Origin of the sequence: Sphaerisporangium siamense, from assembly GCF_014205275.1 — a bacterium.
Taxonomy (GTDB): domain Bacteria; phylum Actinomycetota; class Actinomycetes; order Streptosporangiales; family Streptosporangiaceae; genus Sphaerisporangium; species Sphaerisporangium siamense.
In genome coordinates, this window is record NZ_JACHND010000001.1 from 2,604,369 (window position 1) to 2,627,720 (window position 23,352).

At 71.8% G+C, this 23,352-nt stretch carries 16 protein-coding genes; 12 read left to right on the forward strand and 4 right to left on the reverse strand.

The window, feature by feature from the left end:
• Window positions 1-18 precede the first annotated feature (18 nt).
• Complete coding sequence (locus BJ982_RS12110) at window positions 19-690, forward strand: TetR/AcrR family transcriptional regulator (protein WP_184879604.1); 672 nt, start codon at window positions 19-21, stop codon at window positions 688-690.
• Between the two features lie 12 nt (window positions 691-702).
• Here the strand turns inward: BJ982_RS12110 and BJ982_RS12115 are convergent, their stop codons facing one another.
• The gene (locus BJ982_RS12115; RefSeq protein WP_184879606.1) at window positions 703-1,077 is read right to left on the reverse strand and encodes a DUF1622 domain-containing protein; all 375 of its coding nucleotides are present in this window, start codon (window positions 1,075-1,077) and stop codon (window positions 703-705) included.
• Window positions 1,078-1,424: 347 nt separating this feature from the next.
• Here BJ982_RS12115 and BJ982_RS12120 point away from each other — a divergent pair, with 347 nt between their 5' ends.
• From BJ982_RS12120 to BJ982_RS12170, 11 genes are all read left to right on the forward strand, one after another.
• Window positions 1,425-3,647, forward strand: a complete 2,223-nt coding sequence (locus tag BJ982_RS12120; protein WP_239123102.1) for a transglycosylase domain-containing protein — start codon at window positions 1,425-1,427, stop codon at window positions 3,645-3,647.
• Between the two features lie 848 nt (window positions 3,648-4,495).
• A complete protein-coding gene (locus BJ982_RS12125; RefSeq protein WP_239123085.1) occupies window positions 4,496-5,329 on the forward strand; it encodes a conjugal transfer protein in 834 nt (277 codons plus the stop codon).
• Between the two features lie 141 nt (window positions 5,330-5,470).
• Window positions 5,471-5,728: a hypothetical protein gene (locus BJ982_RS12130; protein ID WP_239123101.1), complete on the forward strand. Its 258-nt coding sequence runs from the start codon at window positions 5,471-5,473 to the stop codon at window positions 5,726-5,728.
• 38 nt (window positions 5,729-5,766) lie between these two features.
• Window positions 5,767-8,979 carry a TcpE family conjugal transfer membrane protein gene (locus tag BJ982_RS12135; RefSeq protein ID WP_184879613.1) on the forward strand — a complete coding sequence of 1,071 codons (3,213 nt, stop codon included), beginning with the start codon at window positions 5,767-5,769 and terminating at the stop codon, window positions 8,977-8,979.
• 63 nt (window positions 8,980-9,042) lie between these two features.
• Entirely contained in the window at window positions 9,043-11,526 is a 2,484-nt protein-coding gene (locus BJ982_RS12140; RefSeq protein WP_184879616.1) for an ATP-binding protein, read from the forward strand.
• Window positions 11,523-14,111, forward strand: coding sequence for a hypothetical protein (locus BJ982_RS12145; RefSeq protein ID WP_239123084.1), 2,589 nt, complete (start codon window positions 11,523-11,525; stop codon window positions 14,109-14,111). The genes BJ982_RS12140 and BJ982_RS12145 overlap by 4 nt, the downstream gene beginning before the upstream one ends.
• A 2-nt stretch (window positions 14,112-14,113) precedes the next feature.
• Window positions 14,114-14,764, forward strand: coding sequence for a hypothetical protein (locus BJ982_RS12150; RefSeq protein WP_184879619.1), 651 nt, complete (start codon window positions 14,114-14,116; stop codon window positions 14,762-14,764).
• Window positions 14,761-15,846, forward strand: a complete 1,086-nt coding sequence (locus BJ982_RS12155; RefSeq protein WP_239123083.1) for a C40 family peptidase — start codon at window positions 14,761-14,763, stop codon at window positions 15,844-15,846. The genes BJ982_RS12150 and BJ982_RS12155 overlap by 4 nt, the downstream gene beginning before the upstream one ends.
• Window positions 15,847-15,916: 70 nt before the next feature.
• Window positions 15,917-16,306: a (deoxy)nucleoside triphosphate pyrophosphohydrolase gene (locus BJ982_RS12160; protein WP_184879622.1), complete on the forward strand. Its 390-nt coding sequence runs from the start codon at window positions 15,917-15,919 to the stop codon at window positions 16,304-16,306.
• A gap of 104 nt (window positions 16,307-16,410) precedes the next feature.
• A complete protein-coding gene (locus tag BJ982_RS12165; RefSeq protein ID WP_184879624.1) occupies window positions 16,411-18,483 on the forward strand; it encodes a hypothetical protein in 2,073 nt (690 codons plus the stop codon).
• 110 nt (window positions 18,484-18,593) lie between these two features.
• Complete coding sequence (locus tag BJ982_RS12170; RefSeq protein WP_184879627.1) at window positions 18,594-19,667, forward strand: hypothetical protein; 1,074 nt, start codon at window positions 18,594-18,596, stop codon at window positions 19,665-19,667.
• 124 nt (window positions 19,668-19,791) lie between these two features.
• Here the strand turns inward: BJ982_RS12170 and BJ982_RS12175 are convergent, their stop codons facing one another.
• The 3 genes from BJ982_RS12175 to sdhC are packed head-to-tail and all read right to left on the reverse strand — an operon-like array spanning window position 19,792 to window position 23,307.
• Complete coding sequence (locus tag BJ982_RS12175; RefSeq protein WP_184879630.1) at window positions 19,792-20,574, reverse strand: succinate dehydrogenase/fumarate reductase iron-sulfur subunit; 783 nt, start codon at window positions 20,572-20,574, stop codon at window positions 19,792-19,794.
• Window positions 20,574-22,481, reverse strand: a complete 1,908-nt coding sequence (locus BJ982_RS12180) for a fumarate reductase/succinate dehydrogenase flavoprotein subunit (protein ID WP_184879633.1) — start codon at window positions 22,479-22,481, stop codon at window positions 20,574-20,576. The genes BJ982_RS12175 and BJ982_RS12180 overlap by 1 nt, the downstream gene beginning before the upstream one ends.
• Window positions 22,482-22,491: 10 nt before the next feature.
• Complete coding sequence (sdhC, locus tag BJ982_RS12185; RefSeq protein WP_184879636.1) at window positions 22,492-23,307, reverse strand: succinate dehydrogenase subunit SdhC; 816 nt, start codon at window positions 23,305-23,307, stop codon at window positions 22,492-22,494.
• Window positions 23,308-23,352: the final 45 nt, after the last annotated feature.

A 23,352-nucleotide genomic window follows, 5' to 3' on the forward strand; every position in this document is an offset into this window, starting at 1 on the left:
TAGGCTAAAGTGAGAGGCATGACCGCCCCGCCGTCTCGGATCCCGCACGTCAAGGGGGCCGCCGGGGGCCTGCGCGCGGACGCCCGGCACAACCGCGAGCGCATCCTCGCCGCGGCCCGCGAGACCTTCGCCGCCCACGGGCTCGACGTGCCGATGGCCGAGATCGCCCGGCGGGCCGGCGTCGGGGTCGCGACCCTCTACCGCCGCTTCCCCACCAAGGAGGCGCTGGTCACCGAGGCGTTCGCCGAGCAGTTCGCCGCGTGCGTCTCCGTCGTGGACGACGCGCTCGCCGACCCGGACCCGTGGCGCGCCTTCCGCGCGGTCATCGAGAAGGTGTGCGTCATGCAGGCCGCCGACCGGGGCTTCACGGCGGCGTTCCTCACCGCGTTTCCGGACGCGGTCCCCTTCGAACGGGAACGCGCCCGCGCCGAGCGGGGGCTGGCCGAGCTGGTACGGCGGGCCAAGGACGCCGGCCGGTTGCGCGCCGACTTCGTCATGGACGACCTCACCCTGCTGCTCATGGCCATCGGCGGCGTCACGTCCGGGTCGCCGGAGACCGCGGTGGCCGCCTGCCGCCGATTCGTGGCCTACCTCCTGCAGGCGTTCGGCGCCGATCCCGCCGAGAGCCCCGGCCCCCTGCCTCCGGCCCCGTCCCTGGAACTGCGCCGGCTCTTCCGCCCCGACGCCTGAGCCGTCCCGGAGCTACGCGGGAGGACCGGCGGGGCGGTGGTCCGGCCGCGCGCGCTGCCAGGGCAGGCGGCCTTCCAGTTCGACGCCGAGGGAGAAGCTGAGGAAGGTCCTGACGGCCACGATGACGGCGAGGACGCCCACGCTCTGGAAGGTGGGCGAGATGGCGACGGTGCGGATGATGTCCCCGGCGACCAGGAACTCCAGGCCGAGGAGGATCGCCTTGCCGAGGCGCAGGCGGTACTCGCGGTAGAGGTCGGGCGCGGGGGAGCGGCGGAGTACTCGGGAGACGTACGTCACCGTCGCGGCCAGCGCGCCGACGACGATCACCGCCACACCGGCGAGGTCGATGGCCTTCCCGGTGCCCTCGACGACTGCCGCGAAGTCCATGCGCGCCCCCGGTGCCTCGCCGTCCGGTCCGCAGGTGCGGTGGTGCCGATCCGTGCCGATCCATTTCGTCGGCGTGATCCGAATTCTGCCAGGGTGTGGTTCACGGCGAGGGCAAGCCGTTCGCGTGTCCTGGGGAGCCGTCCCGGAGGTGCGGATCCGGGCGCGAAGCCGTGGCGGACCTGGGATCATGTGGGAACCGATATCGATCTCGTCCTTATATGAGTATTAGACATAGGTGGATATGTTCTGCTTTGCTCTCTTTTTCTGGCGGGCGAGTGGCAAGGAAGGGCGCAGTGCGGGGTGGTGAGCGGCAGGGGGCCGCGTCGAAGATCGGTCGGCTTCTGGCCATGGGGGTGGCGGGCGGCGTGCTCGTCGCGGGGGTCGCGTTGCCCGCGGTGGGAGGTGCGGGCTTCGGGCTGGTCTCGGCGGTGGACGAGGTGAACCTCACGCCCGAGGAGCTCTCCGAGCCACCGCCGGCCGAGGTCTCGGTCGTGCAGGACGCCAAGGGGCACGAGATCGCCCGGTTCTACGAGCAGTACCGCGAGACCGTGAAGCTCGACGACATCGCGCCGATCATGCGGACGGCGATCGTCTCGATCGAGGACTACCGGTTCTACGAGCACGGCGCGATCGACATCGAGGGCACGGTGCGCGCGCTGGCCACGAACCTGAAGTCCGGCGGGGTGAGCCAGGGCGGGTCGAGCATCACCCAGCAGTACGTGAAGCAGGTCCTGCTGAACGCGGCCACCACCGAGAAGGAGAAGAACCAGGCGCTGGAGGCCAGCTACGCCCGCAAGCTCAAGGAGCTGCGGTACGCGATGGGCGTCGAGCAGAAGTACACCAAGGACGAGATCCTCGCCAAGTACCTCAACATCGCCTACTTCGGGGCGGGCGCGTACGGGGTGGAGGCCGCGGCCAAGCGGTTCTTCGGCGTCGGCGCCAAGGAGTTGACGCTGCCGCAGGCGGCCACGCTCGCCGGCGCCGTGCAGGACCCGAACGCCACCGACCCCAACCTGGGCAAGAAGCAGCGCCAGCGCCTGCTGGACCGCAGGAACGTCGTGCTGGCTCGCATGGCGGAGCTGGGCAAGATCACCCAGGCCGAGGCGACGCGGGCGAAGGCCACCAAGCTCGGCTACAAGGGGACAAAGCTTCCCGGCGGCTGTGAGAGCAGCAAATATCCGTACTTCTGCATCTACGTCCGCAACGAGATCCTGAGCAACCCCGACTTCGGCGCGACGACCAAGGACCGGGTGGCCCTCCTCAACCGCGGCGGCCTCACGATCAAGACCACGATCGACCCCGCCATGCAGGCCGCGGCCGAGAAGGCGGTCAGGAAGTGGGTCCGCCCCTCGGACAACCCCGTCGCGGCCGAGGCCCTGGTCCGGCCCGGCACCGGAGAGATCAAGGCCATGGCGGCCAGCCGCGAGTACGGCCGCAGCAGGGCCCGCAACGAGATCTCCTACAACGTCGTCGCGGACGCGGCGCACGGCGGCGGCGTCGGCTTCCAGGCCGGTTCGACCTTCAAGACGTTCACGCTGCTCACCGCCCTGAAGCAGGGCTACAAGATCGACGACGGCATCAGCGCGGGCGCCGGGTTCCGCGCCTCCGGCTACTCGGCGTTCAAGAACTGCAAGGGCCAGAGCATCGGCGACCCGTCGCACACCGTCACCAACGACGAGGGCTCGCCGGGCTGGAAGACGCTCCAGACCGGCACCTGGCAGTCGGTGAACACGTTCTTCATGGAGCTGGAGCAGCGCGTCGGGCTCTGCAACGTGGTCAAGACCGCCGAGTCGCTCGGCATCCACCGCTCCGACGGCGACAAGCTGCAGGAGTACGAGACGTTCACGCTCGGCATCAACGAGATGGACCCGGTGACCGTGGCCAACGCCTACGCCGCGATCGCCGCGCGCGGCCGGTACTGCGCGCCCACGGCCATCACCCAGATCACCGACAGGAACGGCGAGACCACCGCCTACGACCCCAAGTGCCGCCAGGTGATGGACCCCGAGGTCGCCGACGCCGCGGCCGACGTGCTGTCCGGCGTGTTCACCAAGGGCACGATGCGGGCCGTGGGCGGCATCGGCCGGGACGCCGCGGGCAAGACCGGCACGACGGACGACTACGCGAGCGCGTGGTTCGCCGGGTTCACCCCCGACCTCGCCGCGGCGGTCAGCATCGGCGACCCCCGGGGCTCCCAGCGGCACAAGCTGATCGGCGTCACCATCGGCGGGCGCTACTACGGGTCGGTGTTCGGCGCGAGCATCCCCGGTCCCATCTGGAAGGAGACGATGCTCGCCGCGCTCAGGAACGTCGAGCCGGCGTCGTTCACGCCGATCGACTCCAGCCGGTTCGGCGGCTGCGGCCAGAGCTGCCGGCCCGAGAGTTCCGTGGACGAGGAGCCGGACGAGGACACCCCGCGGGGCCGTGGCGGACGTGACGAGCCGGAGGCCCGGAACGGCCCGGACACCAGGAACACCAAGAACGACAAACCCGACAAGCCCGGCAAGCCCGAGAGGAAGAACGCGAACGGCAGGGGCGTCGTGGAGAACCCGCGCGACGGGGACGGCTGAGGCCCGCTCCGGCGTCCCGGATGCCCTTCTTTCGGGACTTCGGAGCACATTCGGCACATGTGTCACTTCAGTGACGCCGGGTGAGGTATCCCAGGTGGGACGACGGTGGTGATCCGGACATCCCGACCAAGGGAAGTGGGCGGGTAGTAAGGCGTGGCCGTCAGGTAATCCAGATGCGATCGTTCGGGCGCGTACTCTCCTCTATTTGGGTCGGTTGTGCGCCCCTGCGAGGGTCGGCGGCCGTTGGTACGGCCGCCTGGCGTCGTCGCGCGCGGGCGGCCCGCTGGAAGGGAGGTCTGTGCGTGCGGACGTGTCGCAGTCTCGCGACCGATCCTTCCCCCTTCGTTCCCCGCCTCTGTAGTACGCCGCCTTTATGGCGTTTTTGCGTCTGGTGCGAGCTTTGTCCCTAATGCGAACTTTGTCGCGGAGGTCAGAAGTGGCTCGCGGAGCGGACGGCAGCCCTTGTGTGCTGGGCGAACAGGCGGTCACCTGCCGGAAAGCGGAGGAAGACCGACTTGGTCTGCTACGGCGATGCCTGCAGCATGGGCGTGGCTTTCCTGGAACAATTGGTGAGACGGCTAAAGTGAATACTTCACCATGGATAACAGGATCGATAGTAAGACGACAGCGCGCCAGCCGGGGGGATCGGCGCGAGCGGAGGCGTGATGGCTCGCAGGTCAAACGTCCAGCACGGTCCGCGGACCGCTGGCGAACCCGAGCATTCGACGTACCCTCCCTCGCCGTACGACCCCGACCCTGAGCGCGTGCCGGTGCGCAGGGGCGCGGTTCGCCGCGGCGGTTGGTCCGGTGGGGGCGGGCGTTGGCTGGTTTGGACGGGCAGGGTCGTCTTGTGGGCCCTGATCGTCGTCATCGTGGTCAACGGCGTGCGGGCGCCGATCGAACGGCTCACCGAGAGTGACACGCCCACGGGCACGACGGCGACCCCGACGGGTTCCGGTTTTCCCGAGGCGGCGGCCTCGGCGTTCGCGAGTCAGTTCGCGGCGGCGTACCTGAACTTCGACGGCGCGAAGCCGGACGAGCGCGCCGACCGGCTGAAGCCGTTCCTTCCCGAGGGCGCCGACCGTCAAATGGGGTGGAATGGTTTCGGCAGGCTGTCCGCCGGAACTTTCCAGCTATCGGACATCGAGGTGCAGGACGCGCAAAATGCCGTCGTAACGGTATTCGCGCAATCGGGATCGCAGCGCTGGAGGCTTTCCGTCCCGGTTTATACCGCGGATGGGAAATTCGTGGTTTCCGGCCAGCCGGCCCTGCTGCCCGCCGGCGGCCCCGCGGGCCTGCCCGCCACCGCCGAGCCGGAGCACGACGACACGGCGGAGGCCGAGCTGCGCCCGCAGCTCGAAAGCTTCTTCAAGGCCTACGCGCAGGGCGACGCCACACAACTGCAGCGGTACGTCGTCACGGGCGTCACGCTGGAGGGCTTCGGCAACAAGCTCACGCTGGAGGAGCTGAAGAGCGTCAGCGCCCCGCCCGGAGGGACCAGGCGCGAGGTCACCGCCGTCGTCGTGTGGGGCGTTCCCACGACGGCCACGCCGTCGCCGGTGCCGACCAATCCCGCCGCGCAGTCGGCGGGCCTGGAGCAGGCCTACCGTCTCACGGTCGAGAAGCAGGGCGACAACTGGTACATCAGGGACATCCGCGGCGCGACCCGGTCCACCGGATGAGGCCGGGAGCCGCCATGACGAGCGAGGGAGCCGAGAAGGTAACGCGACGACGCGGGACCCTGGAGCGGCCCGTCGGCGCGACCACAAGCAGGAGGACGGAAGTTGATTCTTAAGGTCATCGTTGAGAACGCGGTCGAGGCCCTGGCGCCCACGGCGCCGGCCACGCCGCCGCCCGCCGGGGTCAACACCGCGGGCCTCGCAGACTTCCTGCGGAAGTTCTTCGCCCCGCTGTTCCTGGTCGTGGTGTCAGTCGTGGCGATTTTCTTCCTCTTCACGAGAGAGATCACCAGGTTCGTCCAGTTCATCATTCTGGCCGTGGCCATCGGTGTGATCTTCTACGTGCCCAACGTCATCGAGGTGACGGCCAAGGCCATCGCGGGGGCGCTCGGCATCAAGTGAGCGTGATCGCGTGGCTGTGACTGGGAGAGGAGGATCGGATGGACCTGCCTACCTATACCAATATCTGGCGAATTGAGAAGCGGCTCTACAAGCTGTACGACCTTCGGCTGCCGATGCCGCTTCCGATCGTCTGGGTCGGTGTGTTCCTGGGAGTGCTGGTCCCGTGGTCGGTCCTCCTGGCACTCGTCGGGGTCCCCTTCGAGTCGCCCTGGCACGTCCTCTTCATCGTGCCTCCGGGCATCGTCACCTGGCTGTCCACCCGTCCGGTGATCGAGAGCAAGCGGCTCAACGAGCTGCTCCAGTCGCAGATCCGCTACCTCGGCGAGCCGAAGACCTGGTGCCGCCTGGCGCCGGCCGAGGAGTCCGACGAGATCGCGTTCACGGCCAAGGTGTGGCGCGCGGCCCCGGGCACGGCCCGCCGCGCCGCCACGGTCAGCGTCAAGCCGTCCGCCGCCACGGCCGCGTCCGGGGCCGCCAAGTCCCGGCGCGGCACGCGGGCCAAGCCCAAGCACACCGCTCCCCGGCGCCGGCCCCTGGAGGCGTGGAGCTCCGCCGCCCGTCAGGCCCCGTCGCTGAAGCGGCGCGAGGCTCTGCCCGGCGAGGTCCGCCCCGCCGTGGCCGCGGTCACCACACTCCCGGTCTCCGAAGCCCCCGCCCTCGTCCCCGGCACCCGCACCCCCGAGCCGGTCAAGGAGCACGCCTCCGAGGCCGCCCACGAGCACGCCTTCGAGAGCACCCACGAGCACGCCTCCGAGGCCGCTCGGGAGCGCGTGTCCGAGGGCGCCCGCAAGCGTGTGCCCGAGGGTGTTCGCGAGCGCGCGTTCGAGGGCGCCCGGGAGCGTGTGCCCGAAGGGGCTCGGAGGCGCGGTTCGGAAGGGGCCGCAGGACGTCCGTCCCAGGGAAGCCGGGCGCGTGCGGGGGAAGGCGCCCGGGTGACTCTGACCGGGACGGCCCTGCCGCCCGGCGCCCAGATTCCAAGCCTGCCCCCCGCGCCGGGCCTGCCCCCCGCGCCGGGCCAGGTCCCCGCGCCGGGACGCGTGCCGGGGCGGCCGGTGGAAGGCCCCGCGCCGGAACGGCTCCCCGATGTGCTCCGCGGGGACCGTCTGGTGGCCTCCTCTCCGCCCGCCCTGCGCGAACCCGCCACCGACTCCCCGGCACACACCGGGGAATCCCCCGCCCCCGCTCACCCCGTCACGTCGAAGTCGGATGCCGAGCCTCCGACCCCGGTCGAGGAACCGCCCTCGGCCGCGGCCCCCGCGTCTACCGCACCCCCCGCGCCGACTGTGGCCTCTTCGGCGTCCGGGGCCGCTGTGGAGTCCTCACCAGCGGGTCCGACTTCCGAGGCTCAGCCGGAGGCGGGGCCGGTGCGGGAAGCCGGTGCTCCCGCGCCGATCGGGACGGAGGCGCTTCGCCGGCTGCGCAGGCTCGCGGCCTCCGCGGAGAACCGGGAGACGCTGGAACCGCGCACGGTCCCCAGCGAGTCCGAGCGCCTGGCGTCCCACGAGTGGCCCGAGCCGGGCCGTACGCTCCCGACGCCGTCCCACGACCGCGCCCTGCCCCCACCGCGGCTCGCCCCGGTCCCTCCCACCACCCCCTCCCAGGCACCGGACCCGGCCGCCACTCCGGCACCTGAGTCGATCGCCACGCCCACTCCCGAGCTTGAGCCGGCCCCCGCTCCCGCGCCTGAGCCGGCCGACACTCCCGTGCCTGCACCGGCTGCCACGCCACCCCGTGTGACGGAGCCGACCACCACGCCGTCTCATGTGGCCGAGCCGACCACCACGCCGTCTCATGTGGCCGAGCCGACCACCACGCCCTCTCACATGACCGAGCCGGCCGTAACGCCCTCGCACGTGCCGGAGCCGGCGCGGGAGCCGGTTGTGCGGTCGTTGGAGCCGGTGGCCGAGGCGTCGCCTCGTGCGGCGGAGGTGGCCGCGGACGAGACGCGTGCCGGGGACGCCGCGCAGCGGTCTCCTGCCGAGACCCTCGGTAGCCGATCCGCCGAGACCCTGGCGGATGTTCCCCCCGAGACCCTTGGGGACGTTCCCGCCGAGACCTTGGGGGACGTGCCCGTCGAGGCGCGGGCGCCGCGTCGGAGCGGTGGGCTGGCGGTGGACGGGCGGGAGCAGCACCGCAAGGGGCAGCCGCCGCGCGCCGCGACGCCGCGCGAGCGGAGCCGCGAGGTGTTCGCCCCCCGCCCCGTCTCTCCCGGGCGCGAGGCGCCGCCCCTGTCGATCCGCGCGGTTCCGGCGGCGGGCGCCGGGGCGGACCCGGCGGTGCCGTCCGTGCCCGTGCCCGGTCCCCGGGCGGGCGGCGAGCCTCGCGTGCGGCGCGTCGAGTCCGTCGTCGGACGTGACCAGACGGGCGGCTGGCGCCGCCTGGCCCAGGTCGTCGTGGGCGGCGGGGCCCCGAGCCGCAACGACGGCATCGAGGCCGACGAGGCCCGCGCCAGGACCGTGCTCACCGGCAGCCGCCGCGTCGTCGTGCTCGGCTGCACGGGCGGGGCGGGGCAGACCATGACCACGCTGATGCTGGGCCACACCCTCGCCCGCTACCGCGAGGACCGCGTGCTCGCCGTGGACGCCAACACCGGCGAGAACACGCTCACCGGCCGTATCGCGGCCGACTCCCCCGAGACGCTGACCTCCCTGATGGCCGGGCTGGACGGCGTGAGCGGCTATCTGAGCATGCGCGCCTACACCACCCGCTGCGAATCCGGCCTGGAGGTCGTCGGCGCGGACGCGGACGCCGGCGCCGCGCGCAGGCTCGCCGACCGCCGCCTGTTCTCCGACGAGCGCATCGCCCGCGCGATGCGGGTGCTCGACCGGCACTACCGGCTGATCCTGGTGGACCCCGCCGCGGCGGTGGCCGCGCGCATGCTGGCGTACGCCGACCAGCTCATCCTGGTGGCCCCGGCCAGCGAGGACGCCCCGGACGCGGTGGCGATGACCTTCGACTGGCTCGACGGGCAGACCACGGCCGAGCTGAGGCGGCGTTCGATCATGGTGATCAACGGGGTCAGCCGCCGGAGCATGGCGGGTGTCGAGCAGGCGGAGGCGGTGGCCCGCGGCCGGTGCCGCGCGATCGTGCGCATCCCCTGGGAGGACGAGCTCGCCCCCGGGCGGCCCGGCCCCGCACAGCCGGAGCGGCTGCGGGCGGGAGCGCGCAGGGCGTACGTCGCCCTCGCGGGAGTTGTGGCAAGCGGCCTGGCGGCGGCGAGCCGCCCGAGCGAGGAGGAAGTGGCTCAGTGACCACGCAGCGAGCCGAAGAGGTGGCTCAGTGACCACGCCGGGAGCCGGGGAGCGGGCGGCCTGATGGGGAGGTCGTCGCGGTCGAGGAGCAGGCTGGCCGTGCGCTACTTCGACGATCGGATCCTTCTCACGGACTCCTCCGCATGGGCGTATTTCCGGCTTCCGACGGTGAGCTATGAGTTCGTCACCCCGGAGGAGCGCGAGGCCCTCGCCACCAACATCACCATCGCGCTGGCCGCGATCCGCATGCCGGACGCGGAGGTCCACCTGCGGGTCGCGCACCGGGCGTACCCGGCGGCCGAGTGGGCGATGGCGCTGAACGCGACCTCCGACGAGGGGGACGGCTGGCGCGAGTACCTGGAGGACATGTACCGCCACGTCTGGGCGAAGGACTTCTGGACCAAGGAGGTCTATCTCGGGGTCCGCCTCGGCCCGCGCGGCGCCCAGCTCGGTACGGGCGTGCTGGCCCAGCTCTTCGGCCTCTACCAGCGCGGCGAGTCGGCGCTCGGCATGGAGGACGACCAGGTGCCGGCCGGCGAGATCACCAAGTGGACCGACCAGGCGGAGCGCCTCGGCCGGGCGCTCGGCTCCAGCGCCCTGTACGCCCGGCACGCCACCTCCGGCGAGCTGGCCTGGCTGTTCCGGCACGCCGCCTCGGGTTCGCTCGGCGACCCGCCATCGTCGGCCACCCCGTCCAGGCGGTGGGGCAAGGGCGAGGTCGAGTCGCTGGTCGAGGGCCAGATCCACAACGGCAGGTCGTTCCTGCGCATCGAGCAGCCCACCGGCGACTCCTACGTGGCGCACCTGTCGTTCGCCCGGTTCCCCGACCTGATGCCGTTCCCGGACGGCGAGCCGTGGCTGCACTTCGTCGACCAGTTACCGTTCCCGGTCGAGGTCAGCTCGCGGATGCGCCTCATCCCGCCGGTGAAGGCGAGCAAGGACGTCGCGCGCAAGCTGGCCCACGCGCGGGACATGGACATCCACATTCGCGAGGCGGGAGCGGAGGCGCCGATCGCGCTGGCCGAGCAGATCGACGCGGCCCGCATGCTGGAGCACGGCATCACCAAGGAGCGCCTGCCGTTCGTGTACGGCTGGCACCGGCTGATCGTGGCCGCGCCGACCGAGGAGATGTGCGTGCAGCGGGTCGAGGCGGTGGTGGAGCACTACCGCGACATGGGCATCGACATCGTCAACTCGACCGGCGACCAGTTCTCGCTGTTCTGCGAGGCCCTGCCGGGCGAGAAGGTGCGGGTGAACGCCTACGCCCAGCGCCAGCCGCTGCGCACGATCGCGGGCGGCATGGCGACGGCCACCGTGGACCTCGGCGACCGCATCGACGAGAGCGGCGCCGGCTGGGCGGGGCCGTACATCGGGGAGACGCTGGGCCGTGCCCGGTCGATCGTCCACTTCGACCCGCTGGTGGCGGCGACGCGCAACCGGCCGACGGCCATCGCGATCACCGGGGAGCCGGGCGGCGGCAAGACGACGCTCGCGCTGCTGCTGATCTACCAGATGGCGCTGCGCGGGGTGACGGTCGCGGTGATCGACCCCAAGGGGGACGCCGAGTCGCTGGTGCAGCTGCTGCAGAAGCGGGGACGCAAGGCGCGGATCATCCCGCTGGGCTCGGCCGCCCCGGGCCTGCTCGACCCGTTCTCCTTCGGCGACGACATCGCCGCGAAGAAGACGATGGCCACCGAGACGCTGCGGCTGCTGCTGCCCCGCATGTCGGAGGAACGCGAGTCGGCGATGATCCAGGCCGTCTCGACGGTGTCCAACGGGGCCGACCCGTCGCTGGGGAAGGTCGTCGACCACCTGGAGCAGTCGGAGGATCCGGCGTCCAAGAACCTGGGCGCGGTGCTGCGGTCGATGGCCGAGATGCACCTGGCCCGGCTGTGCTTCGACCCCTCCGGCGGCGACCAGATCGACAGCGAGGGCTGGACCACCGTGTTCACCCTCGGCGGGCTCACCCTGCCCGACGTCGCGACCGCCCGCGACGACTACTCCTACGAGCAGCGGCTGTCGGTGGCCCTGCTGTACCTGGTGTCGCAGTTCGCGCGGCGCCTGATGAACGGGCTCGACCGCCGCGCCCCGAAGGCGATCTTCCTGGACGAGGCGTGGGCGATCACCTCGACGCCCGAGGGCGCCAAGCTCGTCCCGGAGGTCTCCCGCATGGGCCGGTCGCGCAACACCGCGCTCGTGCTCGTCTCGCAGAACGCCGGCGACCTGCTCAACGAGCAGGTGACCAACTGTCTCTCCTCGGTGTTCGCCTTCCGCTCGACCGAGCGGGTCGAGGTCGACAGCGTGATGGCGCTGCTCGGCGTCGAGGCGTCCGAGGAGCACAAGGGGGCGCTGCGGTCGCTGGGGAACGGCGAGTGCGTCTTCCGCGACCTCGACGGACGTGCGGGGCGCATCGGCGTCGATCTGATCTCGGAGGAGTTGCTGCGTTGGCTGGATACCAATCCGACCCACGACAAACCCGACGAGAGCATGCATGATCCTCGTGGGCGAGCGAGTAGGTCGGCGGCTGCGCAGGAGGTGCGGTCATGAGACTTCATGAGCCGGGCGGGCTAGGCGAGGGACGGTGGTGGTCCGGCGGGGCCACCGCGATGGCCCGGGTGTTCCGGGCGGTGTGCGAAGGGGCGGTGCGGGCCGCCACGCCGGTGCGTGCGACGGCCGGGCTGGCCGCGCCGGTGAAGGTGCCGAAGCGTGCCACGCGCTCGCGCGGGTCCAGGCTGCGGCGCAGGGTTCTGGTGGTGTTGGCGCTGCTGGTCGGCGTGATCGTGGTCCCGATCGCCTTCTCGCCGACCGTCGCGGGCGCGGCGGGGCCGTGCGACCTGTCCCCGGACCTGGCTCCGGAGATGGTCGGCGGCAGCGTGGACGGCCTCGTGAAGCCGCCTCCCGCGGAGATCCCCTCCGTGTCGCCGACCACGGCGCCGAAGCCGCTGCCTCCGGGCGCGGTGTCCGGCACCACCTCGCAGGGCGTCGTGAACCCCACGACGAACTACGAGCGGTACGGCATGGCCGGCCAGTTCTGGCACACCTACGAGCTGGGCTGCACCGACGTGGCGGCCGTGCTCGGCAACGCGTGGGCCAACACGGTCTTCCTGTGGGCCAAGGCCATCGACCGGATGACGATCACGACGTACGAGGCGGCGGCCACCGAAGGACCGCTCCAGTCCATCAAGGACGTCGTCGACGACATCATCACCAACCTGGCCAACGCCATGTACTGGCCGTACCTGCGGGTGATCATCCTGCTGGCGGCGGTGTGGCTGGCGTGGTACGGGCTCATCAGGAAGCGGGCCAGCACCACGGCCGAGGGCGTCATCTGGATGATCCTCGCCGTCGTGGCCGCCGTGTGGTTCTTCAGCCGCCCCGGCGACTTCACCGGGCTCGGCAAGACCGTCACCGACAAGACGGCCGAGGTGGTCAACTCGGCGTTCAGCGGGCTGCCCGGGTCGGGCGGGGCGTCGTGCCTGCCGGTCAAGGGGCAGACCGGCGCCAAGGCCGCGCCCGGCGGGTACGGCCAGAACGGCACGCCCGGCGTCGCGCAGAACGCCGACGCGCTGTGGTCCACGCTGGTGTGCAAGCCGTGGCTGATGGGCGAGTTCGGCACCGCGGACGCCAAGTCGCCGATCGTGGCGACCATGGGGCCGAAGCTGCTCGACATACAAGCCACGGACCTGCAGGAACAGAACTCGGGGGAGAAGTCCACCTCCACCGCCCACCAGGCGCGCTACGAGGAGGAACTCGCCAAACCCTTGAAGAGCACGCCCATGTTCTTCCTCTTCCAAGGAAAGGACTGGACGAGCAGGCTCGGCATCGCCATCGGCGCGCTGCTGGCCGCCCTGGTCGCCGGCGTGCTGATCTTCTTGGTGGCGGTCTCGCTCATCGCGCTCAAGATCGGCTTCCTGTTGCTGCTGATCCTCGGCCCGGTGTTCCTGCTGATCGGCGTCCATCCCGGTTCGGGGCGCATCATCGCCATGCGCTGGGTCGAGATGCTGGTCGGCACGCTGCTGCGGCAGGCCGTGCTGGCCCTCGTGCTGGGCGTACTCGTGTACGGCTATTCGCTGATCATCGCGACCGAGCTGCCATGGGGCATGCAGATCATGTTCATCGCGTTGCTGACGATCGCGGTGTTCTTCTACCGGCGCCCCTTCCAGCACCTTTTCGCCTCCATGGACGGGCACACGCTCACCACGCGCATGCTCGGCGAGGCCGCCTCGGCGCCCACGTTGCAGCGGGCCGCGAACGTGCTGCCCCCGGTGGCGGCGGCCCGTATGGGCCGCTGGGGCCTGCGCAAGGCCGAGCCGGTCATGCACGCGGCCGCGATGGCCACGGGCGCGTCCGCGGCCGTCGCGGCGGCCGGGGGGGTGGCGCAGGGCCGCGTGCGGGGCGAGGACGTCACCCCGGGCGCCGCGCAGCAGACCGGCACCCGGGTGCAGGTGGGCGCGCAGCCCACTCCGCTGGACCCCGACGGCCAGGCGGGCGTGCGCCGCAAGGCGACCGGGCGCGGCGCGGCGGTCCCGCGGCCGGGCGCGGCCCCGCCGCTCAACCTCAACGGGCGTCCGGGCGGCGCCGCGGGCACGGCCGGGCGTGCCGGAGCCGGGGCGGCTCCCCGTACGGGCGCGCGGACGGGCACCGGCGGCGCGGCCGCGGGCGGCTCAGGTTCCACGGGCGGCTGGTTCGGCGGCGGCCCAGGGCGCGGGCCCCGGCCCTCTTCCGGTGGCTCCTCGGGCGGGTCGTCAGGAGGCGCCTCGGGCGGTTCGGCGCCGCGGGCCCCGCGTTCGACGGCCGGCGGTCCCCGCGGCCTGCTCGGTGGTGGTGGCGGTGGCGGCGGGTCCTCCTCGCGGGGCTCGGGCGGCTCCTCCCGTGCTTCGGGCGGTTCCGCGCGGAGTTCGGGCGGCGGGTCGTCGCGCGGGTCCTCCGGAGGGTCCTCCCGGTCCGGGAGCGGCATCTTCGGCAGCTCGAACGGCAACGGCAACGGCTCCCGCGACCGCGGGGCCGGGTGGTTCGGCGGGCGTTCGGGCTCTGACGAGGCGCCGCCGCTGTGGCTGCCCCCGCGCCAGGACGGCGGACGCTCCGAGGACGCGCCCTTCTGGCTGCGACCCGGCGACGGCGACAAGGACTGAGGGTGGCGCGTATCAGCGACCGGCGGGGGCTCGTCTTCGCCGGAGTGGTCGTCGCCATCGCGGCCGTCGGCGTCTACCTGTCCGTGCGGTCGGCCTCCGACGGTTCGGAGGAACCCCGCCCGACCGCCGGGGCCGTGGTCTCCACGGCCCCGGCCGCCCCCTCCTCCGGCGGGCGCACCCCGTCGCCGGTCAAGTCGGGGGCGTTCGACATCTACGCCTACCTACCGCTGTCGAAGGACCAGATCGCCCAGGCGGCGGACGCGGCGCAGCGGTTCGCCGTCTCGTACGCGACCTACCGCTGGGACGAGGACCCGGCGTCCTACGCCGAGCGGCTGAAGGCGTTCACGACCGCCGAGCTCGGCACCGTGCTCGCCAGGGACGTGACCTCCCCGGCGACCGTGGAGCGCAACCGCGCCGACCAGGTCGTCTCTGAGGGCTCCTCCCGGTTGAAGGAGATCCGCGACATCGCGGGCGGGTCGGTCGTGTTCGTGGTGACCGCCGTCCAGCGCATCACGGCCAAGAGCGGCCCGCAGGAACGCGGCACCGACTACGCCGTCACGCTCACCCAGGTGGGCAGCCAGTGGCAGGTGTACGACATGCAGCCCGCGGAGGCCGGCCAGGACGGAGACCCGGGCGGGGGGACGGTGGAGTGACGTCGCGCGTACGCATCGCCCTGCTCATCGGCCTGGCCGGGGTCGTGCTGGTCACGCTGGTGATGGCGCCGATGCTGATGAGCACGTTCCCCGCCTTCCTCGGCGCGGGCGGCGGGGCCGCCGACTGCGCGGACGACACGTTGAAGGTGACGAACGTCTCCGACACCGCGCAGTCGGACATCCCCCGCGACTACCTGGAGCTCTACAAGAAGTGGGGCAAGAAGACCGGCGTGCAGTGGACCGTGCTGGCCGCCGTCGGCAAGCGCGAGACCGACCACGGACGCTCGAACCTGCCCGGCGTGAAGGGCGGGACGAACTACGCGGGCGCCGCGGGCCCGATGCAGTTCCTGATCAGCACGTGGGGCGGCAAGGCCAAGATCAAGATCCCGTCGAAGTTCAACGGCTACGCCTCCGACGGCGACGAGGACGGCTGGGCCGACGTCTACAACCCGGCGGACGCCATCCTGGGCGCGGCGAAGATGCTCAAGCGCAACGGCGCCCCCAGCGACCTGACCCGCGCCCTCTTCGTCTACAACCACGCGATGTGGTACGTCGAGCAGGTCCTGCAGATCGCCCGCCGCTACGCCGTGGACGGCACGCTGGAGGTCCCGCCCGAGGCCGACCCCGCGTGCGACCCGCCGCTTGTCGACGCGGCCCCGACGGACGTCGTCAAGAAGATCATGGAGTACGCCCTGGCCCAGCGCGGCAAGCCGTACGTCTGGGGCGGGACGGGCCCGCACGGGTACGACTGCTCGGGCATCATCTACATGGCCTACCGCGCGGCCGGGCTGTCGATCCCGCGGACCACCTTCGGCCAGTGGCCCTTCGGCATGAAGATCGGCAAGGGCAAGGAGCAGGCGGGCGACCTGGTGTTCTTCAACGCGGGTCCGGGCACGTCCGCCGACAATCCCGGCCACGTCGGCATGGTGGTCTCGCCGGGCAAGATGATCGAGGCCCGCTGCACGCTCTGCGGCCCGATCAAGGTGACGACCTACCGCGACCGCCCCAACATCATCGGCTACACGCGTCCCCTCGAAAACCCAACCGTCGTAGAACAGCTCAAGAGGCTCGGCCTTACGTAGATCGGTTCATTCCGGTCGCTGTCGCGATGCCGGGGCGGCCCTTGCCCCAGACTCCTTAGTCTTTACCCGCATGGAGAAGATTGTTGTGGCGGCGGTCATCGTCGAGGAGGGCAGGGTTCTCGCGGCCCAGCGGGCCCGGCCCCCGGAGATGGCGGGGGGATGGGAGTTCCCCGGCGGCAAGGTCGACCCTGGTGAGAGCGACGAGCAGGCGTTGGTCCGGGAGTGCCGGGAGGAGCTGGGAGTCGCGATCTCCGTGGGGGAGAGGGTCGGCGGGGACTGGCCGCTGAGCCCGGGGTATGTCCTGCGCGCCTCGTTCGCCCGGCTCGTCTCCGGGGTCCCGCACCCTCACGAGCACTTGGCGCTGCGCTGGCTGCGCCGTGACGAACTCTTCGACATCCCTTGGCTTCCCGCCGACCTTCCCATCGTCGAAGCCGTACAAGATCTGATCCCCGAGGGTTGAGGCGCGGCACGATGTGAGATAACTGCTACACAGCGTGATGAGTTTGTCGCGCACCGTATCGGGGAACGGGGGCTGTAGTGGCCGGTTGGTGGCAACGTGCCCGGGTGGTGTCCGTGGTCGGCACCGGAGCGCTGATCCTGGGCGGCGGTGGAACCGCCGTGACGGCGGCCGCGGCCGAACGGGAACCGGCGGGTCCGCCGGATTCCAGCGAGGCGAAGCTCAGCGTGCGGCTGGTGCCGGAGGCCCACAACAGGCCGCGGACCACGATCCACGCGGGCGATGTCCTGCACTTCCGCGTCCGGCTCGACGGCCCGGCGCGGCGGACGCGCCTGACGGTGGCCACCACCCCGGCCGACGCGCCGGTCCTGGTGGGCTGCGACGACCGGGTCCCCGAGTCCGGCAGACCCCACTCCGTCCGGCCCCGAACCACGAGCCCCGAGTCCGGCAGGCCCCAGGCCACGACGGCCGAGTCCGGGAAGCCGGGCGCGCGTCCGCGCGTCTGCGAGTTCGACCGGCTCACGGGCGGCAAGACGGTCGACGTGGCCCTGCGGGTGCCCCGCGAGGCCGACGAGGTCGGCGTGGTCGCCGTCGCCGACATGAACGACCCGACCGGCGTGCAGTGGGTCCGTCGCGAGGCCGACGTCAAGCTCCGCGTCACGCCCGCCGTGGGCGACCCCGAGGCCGATGCCACGATCACGACCGCGACCGCGACGGCCGCGGTGCGGCCCCGAGCGGCAGGCGGGAAGGGCGACGGGAACGGCGACGACGGCGACGACACCACCAACGGCGCGACGGCGAACGCGGGCGCGGGCGTGCAGGCGGGCCCGGGGCCGGTGGCCACCACCGGAGACGACACCGGGGACGGCATCGGGGACACCGTGGACGATGGTGTGACGGGCTTGGGGACCGGCTTCGGGAAGGGCATCCTCGGCACCGACGACGATGACGACGTGGCCGACAACGACGGAGGGTCCATCGGCGCCTGGTTCGACACCGTCAAGTCCGGCGCCGGCCGTGACGCCCACGGCGCCGTCAAGGCCCCGCGGCCGACGGGCGGGCCGGTGCCCATCGGCGGCGGCACGCCGGCCAAGGACGTCGCTCAGGACATCGCCCAGGGGACGGCCAAGCCCGCGGCCCCGGGCCGGGACAAGCCGTCCACGCGATCGGACGACGTGACCGACGACCCCGCCGCCATGACCCCGGCCACGCCGTGGTCGCCGTCCGGCGCGACGTCCGCAGGCCCGTTCCAGGCGCGGCCGGACCAGTTCGGCGTGACGTCCACGGGGCCGTTCCACGCCCGGCCGGACCAGTTCGGCGCGACGTCGGGAGGTCCGTTCCAGACGCGGCCGGACCAGTTCGGGGTGACCACGGCCAAGGCGGTGAAGGACGGGGACGACATCAGGGCCGTCCACGCGGTCGCCGTCGTGCCGCCGCCCAAGCCGGTGGCGGCGCCGAAGTCTCCGGCCGGCCGCGGTCCGGCGACCGCCGCGCCCACCGGCAAGCCGGCGGCCAAGGCGGGGACGGCGTCCAAGGCCAGGCACGCCGGGGCCGTCCCGAACCCGGCTCCCGGCGTTCCCGCCAAACCGCTCGGGGCCCCCGGCAAGCCGCTCGGAGCTACGGCCAAGGGCAAGCCGCTCGGCGCTCCGGTTCCCGGCAAAGCCGCCAAGCCGGCCAAGCCCGTGAACGCCGTGGGCGCGCTGCCCGTGCCCAACCCGGTGCCGGCGCCGAACCCGATGCCCGCGCCCGCGCCGCTCCCGCCGGTGGCGCCGCCGCCCGCGGTCCAGGTGCCTCCGGCGCTGCCCGTGGTGCCGCCGGCGCCCGCGCTCACCCCGGCGCCCGGCCAGGCCCAGTCGCCCGCCGGCGTGCTCGCGCCCGGCGCGGTCCCGGGCCGGCCCGCCACGCCCGTCCAGGCCGCGGGGCAGGGCGCGCCGGGCAGGCCGGCCGCGGACGCGCCGCCGCCCGGCCAGGCCCAGGCGGCTGCCGCGCTCGGCGCGCCGCTCCCGCAGGAGGCGCGTCCCGCCGACCAGGATCTGATGGCCGTGTCCGAGCCCGAGGAGTCCCGGATGGGGGGTGGCCTGCCCGCCGCCGTCGGCGTGGTGGCCTTGCTGCTGGTCGCGCTGGCCGTTCGGTTGCGGCTGCGGCACCGTAAGGCGGCCAGAACATCAGCCGCTGATTAGGAAGAGTGTTGCTAAACGCCCGTTACTGTTACTTTTGCCAATCTAGGATTGCCTTTGGTGCGGCAGAAGTCGGTTTCAGGCGGAGGGCAACGGTGAATGGACGCGCGCGTGTGACGACCGTGTCCGCGGTCGTCGCCTCGTTAGGGTTGACGGGCGCCGTGCTTCTCGCGACGGCGCCCTTGACCTCTCCCCGGGCGAACGCGGCGCAGGCGGCCCTGGCCGATCCGACCCAGGTGGTCGAGCCCAGCGACCCGACGATCACCGACATCCCGGAGGAGCCGCAGGAGGAGCCGGAGCCCACCGTGACGGTGACGATCACGGAGAGCCCCGACCCGACGGTCACCAAGACCCGCACGGTCACCCCGAAGCCGCGCACGACGACCAAGTCCCCGAAGCCCCCCAAGCCGTCGGCGACGAAGACCACGCCGATCGCGCCCCCGCCGACGCAGGAGCCCCTCCCCACGGCCGCGCCGGTGATCCCCACGAACCAGCCGATCGTGCCGAGCCCCGAGCCGACGCCCGAGGCCTCCACCCCTGACCCCCAGGTGATGCTGGAGCTGGCCTCGCCCACGCCGACGCCGACACCGGACGTCTCCGAGCCGGCGAACATGGCCTTCGAGGATCCGACGCCCGACTCGGTGCCCATCGTGATCCGCAAGGCGTCGCCGGAGTACGACCAGCTCACGCTGAGCAGGAAGCTGGCCATTCCCGGGGTGCTGCTGGCCGTGCTGGTGATGCTCGGCGTGCTGATCTTCGAGGGCCGGCTCCGCAGGATGGCGCACGCGGCGGCCGTCCAGAAGGCCGGGCCGCGCGTGCCCGGCCGGCACCGTGGCGACTTCCCGGGGGCCTACCCCATGCCGGGCCAGCCCATCTACCACGCGGGCACGACGTACGCGCCGATCATCAGCTTCGTCCCGGTGCACGGCTACCCGGCCGCGCCCTACCAGGACCCGTACGCCGGCTTCTATGACCCGGCGACCGGGATGCCGATGACGCCCGGGCAGACGGTCCCGCCCGCGGGCCCGGCCGACCCGTGGCCCCGCGCCGACGCGACCGCGACCTTCCCCATGACCGGGCAGACGCCGCCCGTGGCGCCCCAGGGGCAGGTTCCCGGCGAGCAGGCCACCACCGTGCAGGGCCCGCTGCCCAAGCCCAAGCGCCGCGGCCTGTTCCGCCGCTCCTGAAGCCCGCCACCGGCCCCGGGAACACCTGAGCCGCGCTTTGCCCCGTCCCTGAAGACGCGCTGCGAGCCCTGAGACGCGCTACGGGCCGCCCACCGGTCGGTGGACGGCCCGTCGTGGACGTGCGCTAGCTCGTCTTGGAGCCCGAGGAGCTCTGCGAGCCCGGCCGCTTGAAGATCTTGTTGCCGAGCCAGACCAGCGGGTCGTACTTCCGGTCGACGACGCGCTCCTTCATCGGAATCAGCGCGTTGTCAGTGATCTTGATGTGCTCGGGGCACACCTCGGTGCAGCACTTGGTGATGTTGCAGTACCCGAGGCCGTGCTCCTCCTGCGCGGCGTTCTTGCGGTCCGCCACGTCGTAGGGGTGCATGTCCAGCTCGGCGATCCGCATGAGGAAGCGCGGCCCGGCGAAGGCCGGCTTGTTCTCCTCATGGTCGCGGATCACGTGGCAGACGTTGTTGCACATGAAGCACTCGATGCACTTGCGGAACTCCTGGGACCGCTCGACGTCGATCTGCTGCATGCGGTACTCGCCGGGCTTGACGCTGTCCGGCGGGGTGAAGGACGGGATCTCGCGCGCCTTCTGGTAGTTGAACGACACATCGGTCACCAGGTCCTTGATGACCGGGAACGTGCGCATCGGCGTGACGGTGATCGTCTCGTCCTCGGTGAAGGTGGACATGCGCGTCATGCAGCCGAGGCGCGGCTTGCCGTTGATCTCCATGGAGCACGAGCCGCACTTGCCCGCCTTGCAGTTCCACCGGACCGCGAGGTCGGGCGCCTGGGTGGCCTGCAGGCGGTGGATCACGTCGAGGACGACCTCGCCCTCGTTGACCTCGACGGCGAAGTCCTCCAGCTTGCCCTCGCCGCCTTCGCCGCGCCAGACGCGGAACTTGGCCTTGTAACCCATCAGGACTCCTTCACCAGGGCGTCGAACGCCGTCATCTCGTCGGCGGTCAGGTACTTGCTCAGCTCCGCCCGGTCGAACAGCGTGATCAGGTCGTCCCGCATGGCGGGCTGCGCCTGTTCCTCCACGGAGACGTCGCCGCCGGCGCCCAGCGCGCACCGCAGCAGCTTGCGGCGCCAGTCGGCCGACATCGCCGGGTAGTCGTCGCGGGTGTGGCCGCCGCGGCTCTCCTGGCGCAGCAGCGCGGCGCGGGCGACGCACTCCGACACCAGCAGCATGTTGCGCAGGTCGATCGCCAGGTGCCAGCCGGGGTTGTAGATGCGCCCGCCCGGCGCGCCCGTGTTGGCCGCGCGCTCCTTGAGCTTCTCGACGACCCCCAGGGCCTCCTTGATCTCTTCGGCCTTGCGGATGATGCCGACGAGTTCGTTCATGGTGCGCTGGAGCTCGTGGTGGACCTCGTAGGGGTTCTCGCCGCCGCTCCGCGACAGGGGCGCCAGGGCCTCGGCCCCGGCCTCCTGCAGTGTCTCGTCGGTGATCACCGGACGGGCGGAGAGGCCGTCGACGTACTCGGCCGCGCCCGCGCCCGCCCTGCGGCCGAACACCAGCAGGTCGGACAGGGAGTTGCCGCCGAGGCGGTTGGAGCCGTGCATGCCGCCGGACACTTCGCCGGCCGCGAACAGGCCGGGGACCGAGGACGCGCCGGTGTCGGCGTCCACCTCGACGCCGCCCATGATGTAGTGGCAGGTCGGGCCGACCTCCATGGGCTCGGCCGTGATGTCGACGTCCGCCAGCTCCTTGAACTGGTGGTGCATCGACGGCAGCCGCTTGATGATCTCGGCGGCGGGCAGGCGGCTCGACACGTCCAGGAAGACGCCGCCGTGCGGGGAGTTGCGGCCCGCCTTCACCTCGGAGTTGATCGCGCGCGCGACCTCGTCACGCGGCAGCAGCTCCGGAGGACGCCGGTTGTTGGCCTGGTCGTCGTACCAGCGGTCGGCCTCCTCCTCGGTGGTGGCGTACTTGTCCTTGAACACCTCGGGGATGTAGTCGAACATGAACCGCTTGCCCTCGGAGTTGCGCAGCACCCCGCCGTCGCCGCGGACGGACTCGGTGACGAGGATGCCGCGCACCGACGGCGGCCACACCATGCCGGTCGGGTGGAACTGGATGAACTCCATGTTGATCAGCTTGGCCCCGGCCAGCAGCGCCAGCGCGTGGCCGTCCCCGGTGTACTCCCAGGAGTTGGACGTCACCACGTAGGACTTGCCGATGCCGCCGGTGGCCAGCACGACGGCGGGCGCGTCGAAGCAGATGAGGCGGCCGGTCTCGCGCCAGTAGCCGAACGCGCCGCTGATCGCGGCGTCCTCGCCGGGGCCGTCCTTCAGCAGCTTGGTGATCGTGCACTCGGCGAAGACCTTGATGTAGGCCTCGGCGTCGCCGTGCAGCTTCTCGTCCTCCTGCTGGAGGGCCACGACGCGCTGCTGCAGCGTGCGGATCAGCTCCAGGCCGGTGCGGTCGCCGACGTGCGCCAGGCGCGGGTACTCGTGGCCGCCGAAGTTGCGCTGGCTGATCTTGCCGTCCTTGGTGCGGTCGAACAGCGCGCCCCAGGCCTCCAGCTCCCAGACGCGGTCCGGGGCCTCCTTGGCGTGCAGCTCGGCCATGCGCCAGTTGTTGAGGAACTTGCCGCCGCGCATGGTGTCACGGAAGTGAACCATCCAGTTGTCGGCGGAGTTGACGTTGCCCATGGCGGCGGCGGCGCCGCCCTCGGCCATGACGGTGTGCGCCTTGCCGAACAGCGACTTGCAGACGATGGCCGTGCGCTTGCCCTGCTGCCGTGCCTCGATCGCCGCACGGAGCCCGGCGCCGCCCGCTCCGATGACGACGACGTCGTATTCGTGACGCTCGATTTCCACTGGATGATCCTTAAGCGAGCGGGAAGTTGATGATGCCCTTGGCGACGAGCCGCACGTACAGGTCCGCGATCATGATCGAGTACATGGACAGCCAGGCGAGCAGCATGTGCCGGCGGTTGAGCTTCGACACGAAGGTCCACATCTTGTAGCGCAGCGGGTGCTTGGAGAAGTGGTTGAGTCGGCCGGCCGTGATGTGACGGCAGGAGTGGCAGCTCAGGGTGTAGGCCCAGATCAGCGCGGCGTTGATGAACAGGATGGCGGTCCCGAGCCCGAAGTGCCCCCACTCGCCGTGCTCGTCGCGCAGTGCCAGCACCGCGTCCCACGTGAGGATCACGGCGAACACGACCGCGATGTAGAAGAAGTAGCGGTGGATGTTCTGCAGGATCAGCGGCAGGCGGGTCTCACCGGTGTACTTCTTGTGGGGCTCGGCCACCGCGCACGCCGGCGGCGACAGCCAGAACGCGCGGTAGTAGCCCTTGCGGTAGTAGTAACAGGTGAAACGGAACCCGGCGGGGAAGCCGAGGATCAGGATGCCGGGCGGCAGCGCCCACCAGTCGCCGAAGGGGGCGAGGCCGAACAACCTGGCGCCTTCGGGACAGGAGGTCGCGAGACAGGGCGACGAGAAGGGGGCGATATAGGGTTCGACGAAGTAGCTCTTGTCGAATACCGCCCAGAGCCCGTAGGCGAGGAACGACGCCAACGCCGCGAATGTGATGGCCGGAGCCAGCCACCATCGATCCGTGCGCAGGGTGCGGGCGCCGATCTGCGCCCGTTGCTTCCTTTGCGCCGGTTCGCTGGTCGGCCGACCGGCCGTTGTCTGGGTCATGGGAGAACTCTCCACCTTCCCCGGCCCTGGGCGCCGCGTGGGACG

Bases quoted from the DNA above. Each gene is read 5' to 3' on its own strand.
- BJ982_RS12110 (WP_184879604.1), top strand. From the start codon at position 19: ATGACCGCCCCGCCGTCTCGGATCCCGCACGTCAAGGGGGCCGCCGGG.
- BJ982_RS12115 (WP_184879606.1), bottom strand. From the start codon at position 1,077: ATGGACTTCGCGGCAGTCGTCGAGGGCACCGGGAAGGCCATCGACCTC.
- BJ982_RS12120 (WP_239123102.1), top strand. From the start codon at position 1,425: ATGGGGGTGGCGGGCGGCGTGCTCGTCGCGGGGGTCGCGTTGCCCGCG.
- BJ982_RS12135 (WP_184879613.1), top strand. From the start codon at position 5,767: ATGGACCTGCCTACCTATACCAATATCTGGCGAATTGAGAAGCGGCTC.
- BJ982_RS12140 (WP_184879616.1), top strand. From the start codon at position 9,043: ATGGGGAGGTCGTCGCGGTCGAGGAGCAGGCTGGCCGTGCGCTACTTC.
- BJ982_RS12145 (WP_239123084.1), top strand. From the start codon at position 11,523: ATGAGACTTCATGAGCCGGGCGGGCTAGGCGAGGGACGGTGGTGGTCC.
- BJ982_RS12160 (WP_184879622.1), top strand. From the start codon at position 15,917: ATGGAGAAGATTGTTGTGGCGGCGGTCATCGTCGAGGAGGGCAGGGTT.
- BJ982_RS12175 (WP_184879630.1), bottom strand. From the start codon at position 20,574: ATGGGTTACAAGGCCAAGTTCCGCGTCTGGCGCGGCGAAGGCGGCGAG.
- sdhC (WP_184879636.1), bottom strand. From the start codon at position 23,307: ATGACCCAGACAACGGCCGGTCGGCCGACCAGCGAACCGGCGCAAAGG.